This is a genomic window from Pusillimonas sp. SM2304 (assembly GCF_031628915.1).
Lineage (GTDB): Bacteria > Pseudomonadota > Gammaproteobacteria > Burkholderiales > Burkholderiaceae_B > Pusillimonas_C.
In genome coordinates, this window is record NZ_JAVLUJ010000001.1 from 1,503,275 (window position 1) to 1,518,258 (window position 14,984).

The 14,984-nt window shown below is 60.0% G+C and carries 17 protein-coding genes; 12 read left to right on the forward strand and 5 right to left on the reverse strand.

What is annotated here, in order from left to right; genetic code table 11:
- Nucleotides 1-170 precede the first annotated feature (170 nt).
- The 5 genes from RE432_RS06930 to RE432_RS06950 all read left to right on the forward strand — a co-directional run bounded on the left by RE432_RS06930 (nt 171) and on the right by RE432_RS06950 (nt 5,051).
- Entirely contained in the window at nt 171-392 is a 222-nt protein-coding gene (locus RE432_RS06930; protein WP_310932556.1) for a hypothetical protein, read from the forward strand.
- A gap of 113 nt (nt 393-505) precedes the next feature.
- Nucleotides 506-1,501 carry a TRAP transporter substrate-binding protein gene (locus RE432_RS06935; protein ID WP_310932557.1) on the forward strand — a complete coding sequence of 332 codons (996 nt, stop codon included), beginning with the start codon at nt 506-508 and terminating at the stop codon, nt 1,499-1,501.
- Between the two features lie 23 nt (nt 1,502-1,524).
- The gene (locus tag RE432_RS06940) at nt 1,525-2,226 is read left to right on the forward strand and encodes a VOC family protein (protein WP_409079836.1); all 702 of its coding nucleotides are present in this window, start codon (nt 1,525-1,527) and stop codon (nt 2,224-2,226) included.
- An 87-nt stretch (nt 2,227-2,313) separates the two neighbouring features.
- Nucleotides 2,314-3,306 (forward strand): tripartite tricarboxylate transporter substrate binding protein, encoded by a 993-nt coding sequence (locus tag RE432_RS06945; RefSeq protein WP_310932559.1) that lies wholly within the window; start codon nt 2,314-2,316, stop codon nt 3,304-3,306.
- A 71-nt stretch (nt 3,307-3,377) separates the two neighbouring features.
- A complete protein-coding gene (locus tag RE432_RS06950; protein WP_310932560.1) occupies nt 3,378-5,051 on the forward strand; it encodes an ATP-binding cassette domain-containing protein in 1,674 nt (557 codons plus the stop codon).
- A gap of 12 nt (nt 5,052-5,063) precedes the next feature.
- On the opposite strand, the gene RE432_RS06955 is transcribed toward RE432_RS06950, so the two are convergent.
- Nucleotides 5,064-6,113 carry an asparaginase gene (locus RE432_RS06955; RefSeq protein ID WP_310932561.1) on the reverse strand — a complete coding sequence of 350 codons (1,050 nt, stop codon included), beginning with the start codon at nt 6,111-6,113 and terminating at the stop codon, nt 5,064-5,066.
- Between the two features lie 198 nt (nt 6,114-6,311).
- A complete protein-coding gene (locus tag RE432_RS06960) occupies nt 6,312-7,118 on the reverse strand; it encodes an arylamine N-acetyltransferase (RefSeq protein ID WP_310932562.1) in 807 nt (268 codons plus the stop codon).
- Nucleotides 7,119-7,316: 198 nt separating this feature from the next.
- On the opposite strand from RE432_RS06960, the gene RE432_RS06965 reads away from it, so the two are divergent.
- On the forward strand, nt 7,317-8,042 hold the full coding sequence (locus RE432_RS06965) for an RNA polymerase sigma factor (RefSeq protein ID WP_409079821.1): 726 nt from the start codon (nt 7,317-7,319) through the stop codon (nt 8,040-8,042).
- Here the strand turns inward: RE432_RS06965 and RE432_RS06970 are convergent.
- Nucleotides 8,039-8,845 (reverse strand): IclR family transcriptional regulator, encoded by an 807-nt coding sequence (locus tag RE432_RS06970; protein ID WP_310932563.1) that lies wholly within the window; start codon nt 8,843-8,845, stop codon nt 8,039-8,041. The two genes, RE432_RS06965 and RE432_RS06970, sit on opposite strands and share 4 nt — an antisense overlap.
- On the reverse strand, nt 8,842-9,480 hold the full coding sequence (locus RE432_RS06975) for a flavin reductase family protein (protein WP_310932564.1): 639 nt from the start codon (nt 9,478-9,480) through the stop codon (nt 8,842-8,844). Before RE432_RS06975 ends, RE432_RS06970 begins: the two co-directional genes overlap by 4 nt.
- Before the next feature lie 286 nt (nt 9,481-9,766).
- Between RE432_RS06975 and RE432_RS06980 the strand changes: the two genes are divergently transcribed.
- From RE432_RS06980 to RE432_RS07005, 6 genes are read left to right on the forward strand one after another with little or no spacing between them, the layout of a single operon-like run.
- Complete coding sequence (locus RE432_RS06980) at nt 9,767-10,708, forward strand: tripartite tricarboxylate transporter substrate binding protein (RefSeq protein ID WP_310933048.1); 942 nt, start codon at nt 9,767-9,769, stop codon at nt 10,706-10,708.
- 36 nt (nt 10,709-10,744) lie between these two features.
- A complete protein-coding gene (locus RE432_RS06985) occupies nt 10,745-11,125 on the forward strand; it encodes a RidA family protein (RefSeq protein WP_310932565.1) in 381 nt (126 codons plus the stop codon).
- An 11-nt stretch (nt 11,126-11,136) separates the two neighbouring features.
- The gene (locus RE432_RS06990) at nt 11,137-12,009 is read left to right on the forward strand and encodes an amidohydrolase family protein (RefSeq protein WP_310932566.1); all 873 of its coding nucleotides are present in this window, start codon (nt 11,137-11,139) and stop codon (nt 12,007-12,009) included.
- Nucleotides 12,006-12,860, forward strand: coding sequence for a fumarylacetoacetate hydrolase family protein (locus RE432_RS06995; RefSeq protein WP_310932567.1), 855 nt, complete (start codon nt 12,006-12,008; stop codon nt 12,858-12,860). Before RE432_RS06990 ends, RE432_RS06995 begins: the two co-directional genes overlap by 4 nt.
- Before the next feature lie 4 nt (nt 12,861-12,864).
- Entirely contained in the window at nt 12,865-13,665 is an 801-nt protein-coding gene (hpaH, locus tag RE432_RS07000; protein ID WP_310932568.1) for a 2-oxo-hept-4-ene-1,7-dioate hydratase, read from the forward strand.
- A complete protein-coding gene (locus tag RE432_RS07005; protein ID WP_310932569.1) occupies nt 13,662-14,429 on the forward strand; it encodes an aldolase/citrate lyase family protein in 768 nt (255 codons plus the stop codon). Before hpaH ends, RE432_RS07005 begins: the two co-directional genes overlap by 4 nt.
- 61 nt (nt 14,430-14,490) lie before the next feature.
- On the opposite strand, the gene RE432_RS07010 is transcribed toward RE432_RS07005, so the two are convergent.
- Entirely contained in the window at nt 14,491-14,934 is a 444-nt protein-coding gene (locus tag RE432_RS07010; RefSeq protein ID WP_310932570.1) for a PaaI family thioesterase, read from the reverse strand.
- Between the last annotated feature and the right edge of the window lie 50 nt (nt 14,935-14,984).

Here is a 14,984-nt window from a genome sequence, read left to right on the forward strand (position 1 = left end):
GGCTTGCCGGGCTTGCCTAAAAGTCCGGGAAGTTATCGCATTCCTTTTGACCTGCAGCCCGTCACCGGGTTGAACGATGCTACACTCGGGCCGTCCTGTATGGACGACGACGCGAGGCGGGGCTCGTGCCGCCTGGCGCCTTGAATATCAAAACAGAATTGGGGGCATCCATGCACTACATCATTCAGCTTCTTGCTGCCATACTCATTGGCACCGCTATCGGTGCCGTGCTCGGTCCGCGCAACAAGGCGCTTTTTGCGGGCTCGCTGGTCGCGATCGCGCTGGGCCTGGTTTCACTCGTGACCGCTTCCTGGATCCCGCTGGCGATCGGCACCGCAGTATTCCTGGTGGTGCAGGGCATGCAGCGTGACAACTATCCGTCACGCGGATAAAACCCTGTCATCACAGCGGTCGATGGCTTTATACGGGTTTCCACCCCCACCGCTATGCGCGCGGGGGTGGTAAAAACAAGTGCGGTAACGTTCAAAACCCCAAGGAAGCCAGCATGAAAATCAGCCAATATTGCTATGTGCTTGCCGGTGCCATGTTGTTGCAGGCCGCCGCGCTGCCGCCAGTGTGGGCGCAGACCACGCTGCAGTTGATCAACGAGTACCCCGCCACATCGATTACGGCGGCGGCCGATCTGCAGTTCGCCGCGGCTGTGAATGAGCGCTCCGGCGGCGAAATCAAGATCGAAACGCTGCAGGAAAAGAACAACCCCTATAAAGGCGGGGATCAGGTCGATGCCATCAGTCAGGGCAAAACCCAAATGGGTACGCTGTTTGGCGGTGTGCTTGGCAATAAGGATTCGCTGTTCCTGCTGTCGTCGCTGCCATTCGCCGCCAAGGATTTCGAGCAGGCCAAAGCCTTGTACACCTGCGCCAAGCCGGCGCTGGAAGAGCGTGTGAAGGCGCTGGGCGCACACCTGCTCTATGTAACGCCCTGGCCGCCTTCAGGCATCTGGTCGGTCAAGCCGCTGGCCAGCCAGGCCGACGTCAAGGCGCTGAAGATTCGAACTTATGACGCCACCAGCAAATCGGTATTCGAGCGCCTGGGCGCGCAAAGCGTGCAACTGCCTTATTCCGCACTGGCTGAAAAACTGGCCGCTGATGAAGTGAATGCGGTACTGACCTCGGGCGATGGCGGTGCGGGACGCAGCCTGTGGGACCACTTGCCCAATTTTACGGCGGTCAGCTATTCGATTCCCCTGAGCTACACCATCATCAATAACGAGGCCTGGAATAGCCTGAGCCAGGCACAGCAGGCAATGTTGACGAGTGCGGCGGATGCCGTCTCGCAGGCATCCTGGGCGGGCGTGGAAGAACGCATCAATGCCAACTACACCCGGATGCGCGAGCATAAAATGACACTTGACACCACGCCGTCCGACACGATCATGGCGGCCTTGAAAAAAGCGGGCGCGGACGAAACCAAGGCGTGGCTGGAAGCAAACAAGCTGACCGACAAGGATGCCGCCTGCCTGCTGAAAACAGGCAGCTAAGGGCTCCGACAACGCCTATGTCCATGCATTTTGATCACCTGGTCCTGATGATGCGCGATCAGCTTGCACAGGGCGCCCAGGTCCTGCAGCAGGACGGGTTCCACCTGACGGATGTGTCTGTGCATAACCTGGGGTCCATCAACCGGCTTATTACGCTCGAGTCGTCGTATATAGAGCTGCTGGGCTGGCCTGCGGGCCAGCCGCCCGCGCGCAAGGAAATCGCCGAGCAGCCGCTTGGTCTGGACGCCTTGGTTTTCAGGCCGCAGAATGCAGGCCAGGCCTATGACCATTTGCGCCGCGGCGGTTTCGACGTCAACCCGGTGCAACGGCTGGAGCGGCCGCTGCAGGTTCAGGGCCGGATGCAGACGGCGCGATTCGATACCGTGCGCTTTGCCCGGCAGCCTGTGCCGGGGCTGCGTATTTACTATTGCGAGCACTTGACGCCGGAATATGTTTGGGACCCGGCGGTCATGCATCATGACAATGGCGCAAAATCGCTGGACCGGATTGTGATCAAGGCACCCGATGCGCAGGGCGTATCGGCAACATTGGCCACGCTTGCCGGTGGACAGGCGCATGCCCTGGATGATGGCGGCTACAGGCTTGATCTGCCCAACCTGCAGTTGCTGGTCCAGCCGGAGCCAGGCCTGCCGATGGCCACCATCGCGCAGGCGACGCTCGGATACCGTGATGGCGCCGCACGCGCCTTCACTCCGCCGTTATAAGCTTGGAAGCCATAGTTATAAGGCGGAGCGCCTGACGGCGTTATGATTGAAAGGGTGTCCAATTGTCATCCTTATACTGGAAATCTGATGCTACGCCATGCCCCGTTACGCCATGCCGCAAAGGCCCTTTTAAGCGCGGCAGCCGCCGGGCTGCTGGCCCTGTCGGCCTTGAGCACTGCTCACGCCGCCGACGACCAGCCCATTCGGCTTGTGGTGCCTTTTCCGCCCGGCGGCAGCACCGATATTGCCGCACGCATTATTCAGCCCAAGCTTGCCCAGATCCTGGACCGCAACATCGTCATTGAAAACAAGCCGGGCGCCGCTACGCAGATTGCCAGCCAGACCGTGCTGCGGGCCAAGCCCGATGGGAATACCTTGCTGGTCAGCTTCGACAGCCATTCGCTGAATCCCATTGTGCGTCCCATGCCTTACGACACCTTCAAGGATTTTCGCGGCATTACGTTTGCGCTGCGTTTCCCGCTGGTGATCGGGGTATCTCGCCACGTCGCGGCAAACACGCTTGATGCGTTCATTGCGGACGCCAAGGCAAAGCCCGAAAAGTACAGTTATGCGTCGACGGGGCTGGGTTCGCTGAACCACCTGGCGCCCGAAGAACTCAAGCGCATGGCCGGCATTGAAATGCTGCACGTGCCCTTCGCCGGCGGCGGCCCCGCCATGCAGTCCTTGCTGGGCAACATCACCCATGTCACTTTTCTAAGCTACGCGGCGCTCAAGTCGCAGATTGCCGCCGGCCAGATCAAACCCCTGGCGGTTACCGGCACCGCGCGCATTCCCGATCTGCCTGATGTGCCTACGGTACAGGAATCCGGCTATCCTGGTTTTGAAGCCTATTCGTGGATAGGCATATTCGCGCCGGCGGAAACGCCCGACGATGTCGCCGACCGGTTGACCGGCGCCTTCCAGCAAGCGCTGAATGATGGCGAGGTCAAAGCCAAGCTGGCCGACCTGGGCTTCGAGGTCATGGCAACGGACGGGCCCGCGGTCGACCGGTACGCGGTCGAGCAATACCAGCGCTGGAACAAGTTCGTGCAAGAGACGGGGCTGTCCTTGACGAAGTAGGGCGGGCTGGGCAGGGGCGGAAATGCTACACTGGCGGCCTCGTTCTCGCGCAGTTCCCCCCGGCTTTCCCCATGATCATCTTCAAAAGCGTGACCTTGCGTCGCGGCAGCAAAGTATTGCTGGACAAAACATCCGTCTCGCTTAACCCCGGTGAAAAAGTAGGCCTGGTCGGGCGCAATGGCGCCGGCAAGTCGTCCCTGTTCGCCATGCTCAACGGCAGCCTGGCCGAGGATGGCGGCGAACTGTCCATGCCCGCGCAATGGCGTATGTCGCAAGTTGCGCAGGACATGCCCGAGACCGAGCAAAGCGCCACCGACTTCGTGATCGAAGGCGATGCGACCCTGATGGCCGCCCAGGCCGAAGTCAGCGCTTCAGAAGACAGCGGCGACGGCATGCGCATGGCGCACGCCTATATGGCGCTGCATGACGCCGGCGCCCACGATGCGCCGGCGCGGGCGCAAGCGCTGATCCTGGGGCTGGGCTTCAGCACGGCAGAGCTGGACCGGCCGGTGAACAGCTTTTCGGGCGGTTGGCGCATGCGCCTTCAACTGGCGCGCGCCTTGATGTGCCCGTCCGATTTGCTCTTGCTCGATGAGCCCACCAATCACCTGGACCTGGACGCCCTGGTCTGGCTCGAAGCCTGGCTCAAGCATTATGCCGGCACCATGGTGGTGATCAGCCATGACCGCGAGTTCCTGGATGCCGTCACCCAGGTGACGCTGCATATCGACCAGGGCAAGCTGGTGCGCTACGGCGGCAATTACAGCAAGTTCGAAGACATGCGCGCGGAGCAAATGCTGCTGCAGCAGGCCGCGCATGCCAAACAGCAGGAAAAAGTCGCCCATCTGCAAAAGTTCATCGACCGCTTCAAGGCGAAGGCCAGCAAAGCCAAGCAGGCGCAAAGCCGGGTCAAGGCCCTGGAACGGATGGAGAAGGTGGCGCCCATGCTGGCCGACGCCGATTTCCAGTTCCAGTTCAAAGAGCCGCTCAGCCTGCCCAATCCCATGCTGGTTATGTCCGATGCCAGCTTCGGCTATCCCCCGGCCGACGATGCCCCGGCCGGGACGCCGCCGACGGTGATCGTGCAAAAAATCAATCGTTCGGTATTGGCCGGCCAACGCATCGGCATCTTGGGCGCCAACGGCCAGGGGAAGTCCACCCTGGTCAAGACCATCGCCGGCGCGTTGCGTGCCACGGCAGGGGAAATCATCACGGGCAAGGGCTTGAACATCGGCTATTTCTCGCAGCAGGAACTCGACGTCCTGCGGCCCGCCGATAACCCGCTGGAGCACATGATACGGCTGGCGCGCGATACCCCCGCCGGCGTGCGCCCAAGCGCCATGGATTGCCGTGAGCAGGGCCTGCGCAACTTCCTGGGCACGTTCAATTTCAGCGGCGACATGGTCAAGCAAAGCGTGGGCAGCATGAGCGGGGGCGAAAAGGCGCGCCTGGTGTTGTGCATGATTGTCTGGCAGCGCCCCAACTTGCTGCTGCTGGACGAACCCACCAACCATCTGGACCTTGCCACCCGCGAGGCGCTGAGCGTCGCCTTGAACGAATTCGAAGGCTCGGTCATGCTGGTGAGCCATGACCGGGCGTTGCTCCGCTCAGTATGCGATGAATTCTGGCTGGTATCGCGCGGCGGCATGAAGGACTTCGACGGCGACCTGGACGACTACCAGGTTTATCTTCTGGAAGAAGCCAAGCGCCAGCGGGAAGCCGCGGCGTCCCGCAAGGCGGCCTGAGCAGCAGGCGGCTTACTTATCGAAGAGCGCCTGCAGGGCGGCCCGGTCCTGCACGCCGCCCTGGAGCGCCAGCATCAGCAGGATGCGCGCTTTGGGCGGGCTCAGGTCGTCGGCCATGACGGCGCCGGCGTCCGCCAGCGTCTTGCCGCCGCCTTCAAAGCCATAGTTGGGCAGCACCCGGCCGTTATAGACACGCGTGGCGATGACCACAGGCACGTTCTTCGAGATCGCGTACTTCACCGCTTCGAACATGGGCTGGTTCATATTGCCCATGCCCAGTGCCTGGACCACGATGCCCTTGACGCCCCGATCCACCGCATTGCGCAGCGCGACGCCATCCGCGCCGCCATACATCGCCACCAGTTCGACCGCCGGCATGTCGTCCGCCTGGAGCGGCAGGTGTTGCCTGCGCACAGGCGTATAGGCGTACATCACGCGATCCGGGTAGACTTCGCCGATGAAACCGAAATCGCCGGAGTTGAAGGTTTCCACATTCGCGGTGTGCGTTTTCCTGACATAGCGGGCGGCGTTGATTTGATTGTTCATCGCAAGCAGCACGCCCTTGCCCCGGGATTGCTCGTCCACGGAAATACGCACGGCATTCAACAGATTGCGGGGGCCATCAAAGTCGGGCGAGGACGCATTGCGCTGGGCGCCGATCAGGGTGACCGGCTTGTCGGACTTGACGGTCAGGTCCAGCCAGAAGGCCGTTTCCTCGAGCGTATCGGTACCGTGCGAGACAATCACGCCTGCGACTTCAGGCTGGTCCAGCGCCTGCTGCACCGCCTTGGTCAGTTCCACCCAGCGAGGGGGATCCATATAGTCCGAAGGCACATTGGAAAGGCTGTTGACGCGGATGTCGGCATATTTGCCCACGTCGGGCACGGTGGCGAGCAGGTCTTCTCCGGAAATGGCGGGCACAGGCGCCCCCTTGACCGGGTCGATCTTCATGGCAATGGTGCCGCCTGTCGCAATGAACTGTACGACCGGTTTCCCTTGGGCAGCCGCGGTCGTGGCGGCCGTCATGAACAGCAGGCCCGAAATCAGTTTGTTAAGCGTCATCTTGATCCCTTTTTCAGTGACAAATCCAAGTCCTATGGCTCGCCAAGCCAGGCGGTCCATAGGACAAATCGGTCTAGTCTTGCCGCTTCTTATAAAGGGGTAAATCAGGGTTTGTACGGGGAATTTCACTTCATAACATATTGATACTAAAAATGTTTTTGCGCGTGCTTGGGTGAGCGTCCCCTGCACATGGATTCGCTATGCAAGCATCGTCAAGAGCCTGGCGTCCAGTTTGGGCACGTTCGCGGTGGCGATCCGAAACTGATTTTCAAGCACATCCTTGATGGCGCCGACTGAGTCGAGCAGCCTTCTTTCGACCCTGCCGTCCAGGTGGTAGAACGAATACTGCCTGTTATGCAGCACATGGCGGCCGTCCGGGTCTGGGCGCGCCGCAATCAGTTCGTTGACGAAGATAGAGTCTGGATGCGCTGACGCATACCAGTTGTAGAGTTCGTAATCCTCAGGGTAGTGCGGCATCAGGTTGAAGTCATATAGATCCTGCCAGCCAGTTGTCGCTTTGGTCTGCAGGCGAAATTCGTCGCCCTGGCGTAGCAAGCGGTACGGTCCATGCGGGGTGTCCTGGACGATATCCGGTATAAGCCGGATCGGCGCGGTCAGGGTTAGGCGGCCGAATCCCGTATCGGCAATAAACTGTTCGCCTTCCACCTCTACAAGCAGAAGCATGTGGCTGCGCGGTGTCATGACGTCGTCCGGAACGTTCATCCGGATGCGCGCGGCTAGCCCCTCTACCGCAAAGCCTATATCCCGCAAGACATACTGGAACAAGGAATTGTGCTCGTAGCAGTAGCCGCCCCGTCTTTGCTTTATGAACTTGGCCATCAATGAATCGATGTCCAGCTTCATCGCCATACCGGTTAAGGGCGAGAGGCCCTCGAAAGAAATGGAATGGGTATGCCGTACGTGCAGGGTGTGCAGCACCTCCAGCGTCGGTTGGCGCGGTCCTTTGTACTGGATGAGTTCCAGATAGGAAGCGATATCAGTCATGCAATCTCCTGGCGGTATGGCCGGTCATTTCGATGGAAGGTTGAATTGGGAATAATGTAAAACCTTAAGTTAACTTTAGGTCAAGGGTGGCGCAGACGGTGCCGGGAACGCACGCTGCACCGGCGGCATCTAACCTTTTATGCACGCGGCGCCGCCTGCCCCTCGGACGGCCGTTGTTGCGTTTGGTCCGGAAATGGAATGACGAAGCGGGAGACCTTGTCCATGATGAATTCAGCGGCATCGAAAAATGCGCCCGCCGTGGCAGGCGATGCCGAGCTTGCACAGCGCATCGCAGCCGGCGACACGGCGGCGTTTGAGCTGATGATGCGCCGGCATAACCGCCGTCTTTACCGGCTTGCGCGCGCGACGCTGCGCTGCGATGCCGAGGCGGAAGATGCGTTGCAGGAAGCCTACTTACAGGCCTATCGGTCCATTGGCAAGTTTCGCGGCGATGCCGCGCTGCTCACGTGGTTGTCGCGATTAGTGCTTAACGAATGCTTCGGCCGCCTGCGCAAGCATGAGCGCCGCGACAGATTGTTCCCCATGGCCGACGACATAGAGAGCGAGGTTGACGTGATGATGGCCGACGATGCAAACCCGCCTTATCATGCCGCAACGCGCACCGAACTGCGGGCGCTGCTGGAGGCGCGGCTGGATCAACTGCCCGAGCCGTTTCGCGTGGTATTCATGCTTCGCTCGGTCGAGGAAATGACGGTCGAGGAAACCGCGCTATGCCTGGATATCCCGCAAGCAACCGTGCGCAGCCGGCATTTCCGCGCCAATGCCTTACTGCGCGAATGGCTCTCGCGCGATATGGACCTGACCGCAAAAGATATCTTTGATTTCGACGGAGATAACTGCGATCGCCTGGTGGCGGCTACGCTGGCGCGGTTGGGTAGTATGCCGTCAGGCCCAGACAGCTAGCATCCCTGGCTCAAGCGGCTTTGCTCTGAATACTGGTGACCGATGCTTTGCGCCTGGCCTTGCATGATCTGTACGACACTCGGCAGGCGTTCAGCGGTCAGCCGCTCGGCCATGGCGGTAATCGTCAGCGCCGCCAGCGGCTCACCCGCATCGCTGAGCACAGGCACGGCAACGGCTCGGGTGCGCGACATCACGCCGACGCTGGTGTAGGCGTAGCCGGTTCTGCGTGCGTCGATGATGCGTTCCGATAGCGCATCCACCGTCAAGCCGTGGAAAGCCAGTCGTTTGTTGTTGGCCAGCGTGAGGGCCGCGGCTTCATCTTCCGACAGGCAAGACAGCAGGGCCACGCCGGAAACACCCACGCCCAATGGCCTGCGCGCGCCCACATCAATGGACAGCACCTGAATCGGATGGTGACCGGTTTGCCTGCCGATGCAGATCGAGTCCAGCCCGTGGCGGATACTGATAAAGGCGGTATCGCCCACGCTTTGGGCTAATTGCACCAGGCTGGTGCCGGCCACGGACATCAACGGGAACCTGCGGGTGCGGGCGATACCCAGCAGGGTAATCTCGGGTCCGATGCGGTAGCGGCGTGAGAGCGCATCTTGTTCGACAGCCCCCTCGGCCTGCAATGTCTTCAGGATGCGGTGCACGGTTGGCCGGTTCAGGCCGGACATCTGCACGAGGTCGGTCAGGCGCACCCCCAATTCCTGCCCGCAGGCGACCAGGCGCAGCACCTGTATGGCGCGTGCGACGGTCTGGCTGCCACTGGCCGCCTTGATCTCTTCCGGGTCGGTTTTCATTTTCCAGAAGCGGTGCCTTGCATGACCGCTTTTTCAGTTTGCTGTATGCGCTGCAGGGTGATGATTTCCCCCAAATGTGCATAATTGGGTCCGCCCAGCCGGCAGATAGGGCGAAGGCGGGTGGTTTCGATTTTCCCGTCGCGAATGATGTCGTCTTGTATATGCAGCGCGACCACTTCGCCAACGTAAAACTCCGCGCCGGTTTGGCCAAACGGCGTGATCGAATGAAGCAGGCACTCCATGCTGACGGGAACGGCCGCCAAACGGGGGGTGGCGACTTGTTCCGAGGGCAGGGTATGCAGCCCAAGCAGGTCTACTTCGCTGACATCGGCGTCATACTCGATGGCGCTTTGGTGCATGGGCAGCAATAAATCCTCGCTGGCGATATTGACCACGAATTCCTTCGCGTCGTGGATGTTCTTGCCCGTGTCCTTGCGGGCGCCGGCCTTTCGGCCGATATTCACGCCGATCATGGGCGGCTTGTTGGACACGATGGTGTAGCAGCTGAAGGGGGCGACATTGATCACGCCGTTTTCTGATTGCGTGGTGATCCATGCAATGGGGCGCGGCACCACGATGCCGGTCATGAGTTTGTAGGTTTGCTCGGGGCTCAGCGATGCAGTCAGGATTTTCATGTTTTCCGGGCTGAAGAATAAATAGATAGGGATACGGCCTGGCCGGATGGCCTGGATATCGGCGTCCATATACAGAACTATAAAGCATGGGTGCGCATTGAAAATTATGAGTGCATTAGTGCTGTGTTGCCATCCCGATATATCCCGGGCTTACGGCATTGCTGGCATTAAGTCCGATAGTTGGACTTTTTCGTCTTGTCCGGATTGGCGGCGGCGCAAGCGATTGATACCTTGATAAAGAAGAATTCTTTTAAGGAGGAGTAACGTGAACATTCGTAGACTAGCCATGGCCATGCTTGCCTTTGCTGCCGTATCCGCACAGGCGGCCGATTGGCCGACACGGCCCGTGCAAATAGTTGTGCCCTATCCGCCCGGCGGCAACGTGGACGTGGCGGCACGCATTATTGCGCCTGGCCTGGAAAAGGCGTTTGGGCAGCCATTCGTGGTTGACAACCGGGCCGGCGCTGGCGGGCTGATTGCGGGCGAATACGTAGCCCGCGCAAAGCCCGATGGCAACACCTTGTTCTTGGCCGCCAACGGCCCATTGCTGTTCAGCCCCATTATCTTCAATCGTCCGGCCTATCACTGGAAGAAGGATTTCGAGCCCATCAGCACCGTTTCGCTGACGCCCATGGTCATGCAGGCGCGTCCTTCGCTGGAAGCGGACAGCTTTGAAGCATTGATCGATTTTGCCAAGAAGCATCCTGAAACCTTGAACATGGCTTCGCCCGGGGCGGGGACGTCCAACCACCTGATGAGCGAGATGCTCCAGAAAGAAACCGGGGCAAGCTGGATGACGGTGCACTACAAAGGCAATGCGCCTGCCACGACGGATTTGATCGGCGGCCAGGTCGACTTCAATTTCGACCAGGTGTCCGTTGCATTGCCTTTCATCCAAGAGGGCAAGCTCAAGCCTTTGGCCGTGACGTCTGAAAAGCGCGTCCCGGCTTTGCCGAATGTGCCCACCCTGGAAGAGGCCGGCTTGAAAGGCCTGGTGGCGTACACCTTTACTGGCCTGCTGGCCCCCAAGGGCACGCCCGATGACATTGTCCAGCGTGTGAGCGCGGCATTGCACGACATTCTGGCGCAACCCGATGTGATCGAAAAATTCCAGAAGCTGGGGGCCGAGGCACGCAGTGCGACACCGCAGGAATTTCAGGCCTATCTCGAGAAAGAGGACGCGCGCTGGGTGCCGATCATTAAAGAGGCGGGCATCAACGCCAAGTAGAAATCATCGACATATTCCCTTGATAACGAGCAGGCCATGAAACGAACGAGCATTTACACAGAAGGCTTCAGTCACAAGAACCCGATACCGGCGGCTTGCCGTATCGGCAACACGGTGCACACCGGCAGTATTTTGGGCACGGATGTGGAAACCGGCCAGTACGGTGAAACGCTCGAAGCGCAGTGCCAACTGATGTTTGCGCATATTGATCGCATTATTCGTGCGGCAGGGGGGACACCGGAAAACATCATCAAGATGACGGTCTGGATGAAAGACCGTACTCAACGCCAAGCGGTGAATGCCGAGTGGCTGAAGATGTTTCCGGATGCGCAATCGCGGCCTGCCCGCCACACGATGGACGCGCCGCTTGACGGCGACAAGCTGATCGAGTGCAGCTTTATTGCAATTCTGGATTAAACGAGACCCCCATGCCTGAATACTTGCCATTTGACCCAAGCCCGCGCGCGCCGGATCACATCTTGCCGGCAGGCAGCTGTGATAGCCAGTTCCACGTGTTCGGTTCACCCAGCGTATACCCCGTCCGAAAGGGGGCGGCCTACGAAATGCCGACGGCAACAATCGAAACCGCCCTGCGCATGCACAAGACGCTGGGTATCGAGCGCGGCATTATCGTACAGGCCACGACCTATGGCGCCGATCACCAAGTTGTGCTTGATGCGCTGGCGGTGGCCGGGCCGGAGTATAAGGCTTGCGCCAACGCCCTGGTGCTGCTCGAGGCCGGCGATGCCTATCTCCAGACGCTGCATGCCGCCGGCGTGCGCGGGGCCCGCTTCAACCGCCAGGGGCTGGGCGTCAGCATGTCAGAGCAGGATTTTCTGCGCTGTATCGCCCGAATGAAAGAAATGGGCTGGTATGCCAAGTTCCAGCCCGAAGCGGGCGGCATCCAAAGCCAACTGCCCATGATGGAATCGCTTGATATCCCTGTGATGATCGACCACATGGCGCGCGCCAATCCCGAGGCCGGCGCCGACGATCCCAGCCTGCAGGCCTTGCTGCGTTTGCTGGCGCGCGGCAATTTCTGGGTGATGCTCTCGCTCACCGAAAAGGTGTCGCGGGCGGGCTTCCCCTGGGACGATGTTCTGCCTATTGCCCAGGCTTGCATCCAGGCCGCGCCTGACCGGGTGGTATGGGGAAGCGATTGGCCGCATCCGGTATCGGTCAAGCAGCCTCCCAACGAAGGCGATTTAATGAATCAGTTGTATCGCTATGCGGGCAGTGCCGAGAACGCCCGCAGAATCCTGGTGGATAACCCCTCTGACTTTTTTGGTTTTGGCGCATGAAAATAGTTTCTTTTGAGCTCAAGGGTGCGCAGCGTTTTGGCGTTGCGCGTGAGGACGGTATTGTCGACCTGACAGACAAAGTGCAGGCAAAGTCGGTACGCGAGGTCCTGGAGCAGGGGGCGCTGGGCCAGCTTGGGTCGATGGCACGGGATGCCGCTGCCGATCATGCGCTGGATGCGGTGCAACTTATGTCTCCGGTGCCTGTACCGGGCAAGATTATTTGCGTTGGCGTCAATTACAACCACCGCAACGAAGAATACAAAGACGGAACCGCCCCTCCGCAGTATCCCAGCGTATTCCCGCGCTTCCCATCGACCCTGGTCGGCCATGGCCGGCCCCTGATCTGCCCGGTGCCGGAATCGACCCAGCTCGATTACGAAGGCGAGATCGCGATCATCATCGGCAAGCGGGGGCGGCGCATAGCCCTACAAGATGCAGAAAGCCACATCGCCGGGCTGACGTGCATGAACGAAGGTACCGTGCGCGACTGGATCAGGCATGGCAAATTCAATGTCACGCAGGGCAAGAATTTTGACGAAAGCGGCGCGATCGGTCCGTGGATGGTGACCGCCGACGAGTTCAGCGGCTTCGACAAGCTGGAAGTGATCACACGTGTAAACGGTGAGGAGCGTCAGCGCGACACCACCGCCCACCTTATGTTTTCTTTCGCTTTCTTGATCCACTACATTTCGCGATGGACAACGCTGGAACCCGGCGATGTCATTTCAACCGGCACGCCCACCGGGGCCGGCGTGCGCTTTGATCCCCCGCGCTTTCTGTCTGAAGGCGATGTGGTCGAGGTAGAAGTGCCCGGTATCGGTATTTTGCGCAACCCTGTCAAGAACGGATAGCACCATGCTCACCACCGAACAACATAAGAAAGCGGCTCAACTGCTGCTGAAGGCCGAGCGTGAAGTAAAGCCTGTACCCCAACTGGATGCAACGTTTCCCGAAATGGACATCAGTGACTCCTACGCTATCCAGAAGGAGGTCCTGGCGGCCAAGCTGGCAATGGGCTTGAAGCTTCGCGGCCACAAGATCGGCCTGACGTCCAAGGCCATGCAGGCCATTCAGGGAATCAACGAGCCCGATTATGGCTACCTGCTCGATAGCATGTTCTTCCCGGATGGCGAGACTATTGCCGTCGATCGCTTCATCGTCCCCCGCGTGGAAGTAGAGCTCGCCTTTATCCTCGACAAGCCTTTGGCGGGGCCGGACGTCACGCTGCAGGACGTTTTGCGCGCCACCGAGTATGTGCAGCCTGCGCTGGAAATTGTAGATGGGCGAACCATGTATCCACGGCGTATTGTCGACAACATTGCCGATAACGCGGCATCGGCGGGCATTATTCTTGGCGGGCGCCCCGTTCGCCCGCTGGACATCGATCTGCGCTGGGTGGGCTGCCTTCTGTATCGCAACGGCGTTATCGAAGAAACCGGCGTGTCAGCCGGTGTCATGGGCCATCCGGCGCGCGGGGTGGAGTGGTTGGCAAAGAAACTGGCGGCGTTCGGTACATCGCTGGAGGCGGGCAGTGTCATCTTGGCCGGTTCATTTACCCGCACTGTGCCGGTGGCATCGGGCGATACCATTCATGCCGACTTTGGCGAGCTTGGCAGTGTGTCGGCGTACTTCAAGGCAGAGGGAGTCGGATCATGACGCAGGTGGCCGTCAACCGGTTCAAACAGGCTTTGCAGAACAAAGCGCCGCAACTCGGGCTATGGTGCACGCTTTCCAATGCGTATGCCGCCGAGATCGTCGCGCGCGCCGGTTTTGACTGGCTGCTGTTCGACATGGAGCATTCTCCCAGCGAAATCACGACCGTGCTCGGTCAATTGCAGGCTGCGGCGCCGTATCCGGTGACGCCGGTTGTGCGCCCCATGTGGAAGGATGTCGTACAGCAAAAGCGCCTGCTCGATATTGGCGCGCAGACGATACTGATCCCCTACGTGGAAACGGCGGAAGAGGCGGCGCTGGCTGTGGCGGGCATGCGCTACCCGCCACGGGGTATTCGTGGCGTGGGGGGCACCAGCCGCGCAAGCGGGTTCGGGCAAGTGAAGGATTACATGCAGGTGTGCGAAGAGCAGCTTTGTCTGCTGGTGCAGATTGAATCGCCCCTGGGCTTGAAGAACCTGGAAGCCATTGCGAACGTCGACGGTGTAGATGGTGTGTTTATCGGGCCGGCAGATTTATCGGCCAATATGGGCTATCCCGGCAATCCGGGCCACAGGGACGTACAAACCGCCATCGAGGATGCCATCGCCCGTATTCTTGCCTGCGGTAAAGCGCCCGGCATTTTGACAGCGGACGAAGGCTTGGCCAATCGCTATATCGAGCTGGGATGCCTGTTTACCGCGGTGGGTATCGACATGGCGATGCTGGCGCGTGGGGCAGAGGCGCTGGCCAAGCGCTTTAAAGGCTAGCGCGTATCAGGCTGCCGAGCGTTAAGGGCGCCCTGCGTGTGCTGCGGGGCAAAAAGGCTGTTTATTTCTCGGCTTTGCCGTGCATGACCATAATGGTCTGCTGCATCAGGGCGCACAGGGTTTCTTTGCTGTCGTTCACGGCAAAGACTTCCGCTGTGGTGATGATCAGCGTTTTGCCAGGGCGTATCACCCGTCCTCGGGCGATCAGCTTCTGGCCGTCGGCGGGCGCCACCATATTTATTTTGTATTCTACCGACAAGACCGATGCGCCGGCCGGCGCCATGGTCATGGCGGCGTAGCCGGCCGCCGAGTCGGCAATCATCCCGACGATCCCGCCGTGGACAAAGCCGTGCTGTTGTTCAACGCCGTCCCAGTGCGGGACGTGGATTTCCGTCAGCCCGTGCTCGACAACAGGCAAGGTGGCCCGAATCAAGTGCATCGCCCCCTGCTTCTGGAAGCTGGCGGCAACGCTTTCGGCAAAATTGGGGTTGGCAATAGGACGCATTGTCTGTCTTGGGCTGCACAAAATAGGTGCCGCCCGAACGCAGGCTGGTT

Excerpts from the sequence above, each read along its gene's own strand:
- hpaH (WP_310932568.1), top strand. The coding sequence starts at position 12,865 with ATGCTCACCACCGAACAACATAAGAAAGCGGCTCAACTGCTGCTGAAG.
- RE432_RS06980 (WP_310933048.1), top strand. The coding sequence starts at position 9,767 with ATGGCCATGCTTGCCTTTGCTGCCGTATCCGCACAGGCGGCCGATTGG.
- RE432_RS06935 (WP_310932557.1), top strand. The coding sequence starts at position 506 with ATGAAAATCAGCCAATATTGCTATGTGCTTGCCGGTGCCATGTTGTTG.
- RE432_RS06945 (WP_310932559.1), top strand. The coding sequence starts at position 2,314 with ATGCTACGCCATGCCCCGTTACGCCATGCCGCAAAGGCCCTTTTAAGC.
- RE432_RS06990 (WP_310932566.1), top strand. The coding sequence starts at position 11,137 with ATGCCTGAATACTTGCCATTTGACCCAAGCCCGCGCGCGCCGGATCAC.
- RE432_RS06960 (WP_310932562.1), bottom strand. The coding sequence starts at position 7,118 with ATGACTGATATCGCTTCCTATCTGGAACTCATCCAGTACAAAGGACCG.
- RE432_RS06970 (WP_310932563.1), bottom strand. The coding sequence starts at position 8,845 with ATGAAAACCGACCCGGAAGAGATCAAGGCGGCCAGTGGCAGCCAGACC.
- RE432_RS06930 (WP_310932556.1), top strand. The coding sequence starts at position 171 with ATGCACTACATCATTCAGCTTCTTGCTGCCATACTCATTGGCACCGCT.
- RE432_RS06955 (WP_310932561.1), bottom strand. The coding sequence starts at position 6,113 with ATGACGCTTAACAAACTGATTTCGGGCCTGCTGTTCATGACGGCCGCC.
- RE432_RS07005 (WP_310932569.1), top strand. The coding sequence starts at position 13,662 with ATGACGCAGGTGGCCGTCAACCGGTTCAAACAGGCTTTGCAGAACAAA.
- RE432_RS06950 (WP_310932560.1), top strand. The coding sequence starts at position 3,378 with ATGATCATCTTCAAAAGCGTGACCTTGCGTCGCGGCAGCAAAGTATTG.
- RE432_RS06940 (WP_409079836.1), top strand. The coding sequence starts at position 1,525 with ATGCATTTTGATCACCTGGTCCTGATGATGCGCGATCAGCTTGCACAG.
- RE432_RS06995 (WP_310932567.1), top strand. The coding sequence starts at position 12,006 with ATGAAAATAGTTTCTTTTGAGCTCAAGGGTGCGCAGCGTTTTGGCGTT.
- RE432_RS06965 (WP_409079821.1), top strand. The coding sequence starts at position 7,317 with ATGACGAAGCGGGAGACCTTGTCCATGATGAATTCAGCGGCATCGAAA.
- RE432_RS06985 (WP_310932565.1), top strand. The coding sequence starts at position 10,745 with ATGAAACGAACGAGCATTTACACAGAAGGCTTCAGTCACAAGAACCCG.
- RE432_RS07010 (WP_310932570.1), bottom strand. The coding sequence starts at position 14,934 with ATGCGTCCTATTGCCAACCCCAATTTTGCCGAAAGCGTTGCCGCCAGC.
- RE432_RS06975 (WP_310932564.1), bottom strand. The coding sequence starts at position 9,480 with ATGAAAATCCTGACTGCATCGCTGAGCCCCGAGCAAACCTACAAACTC.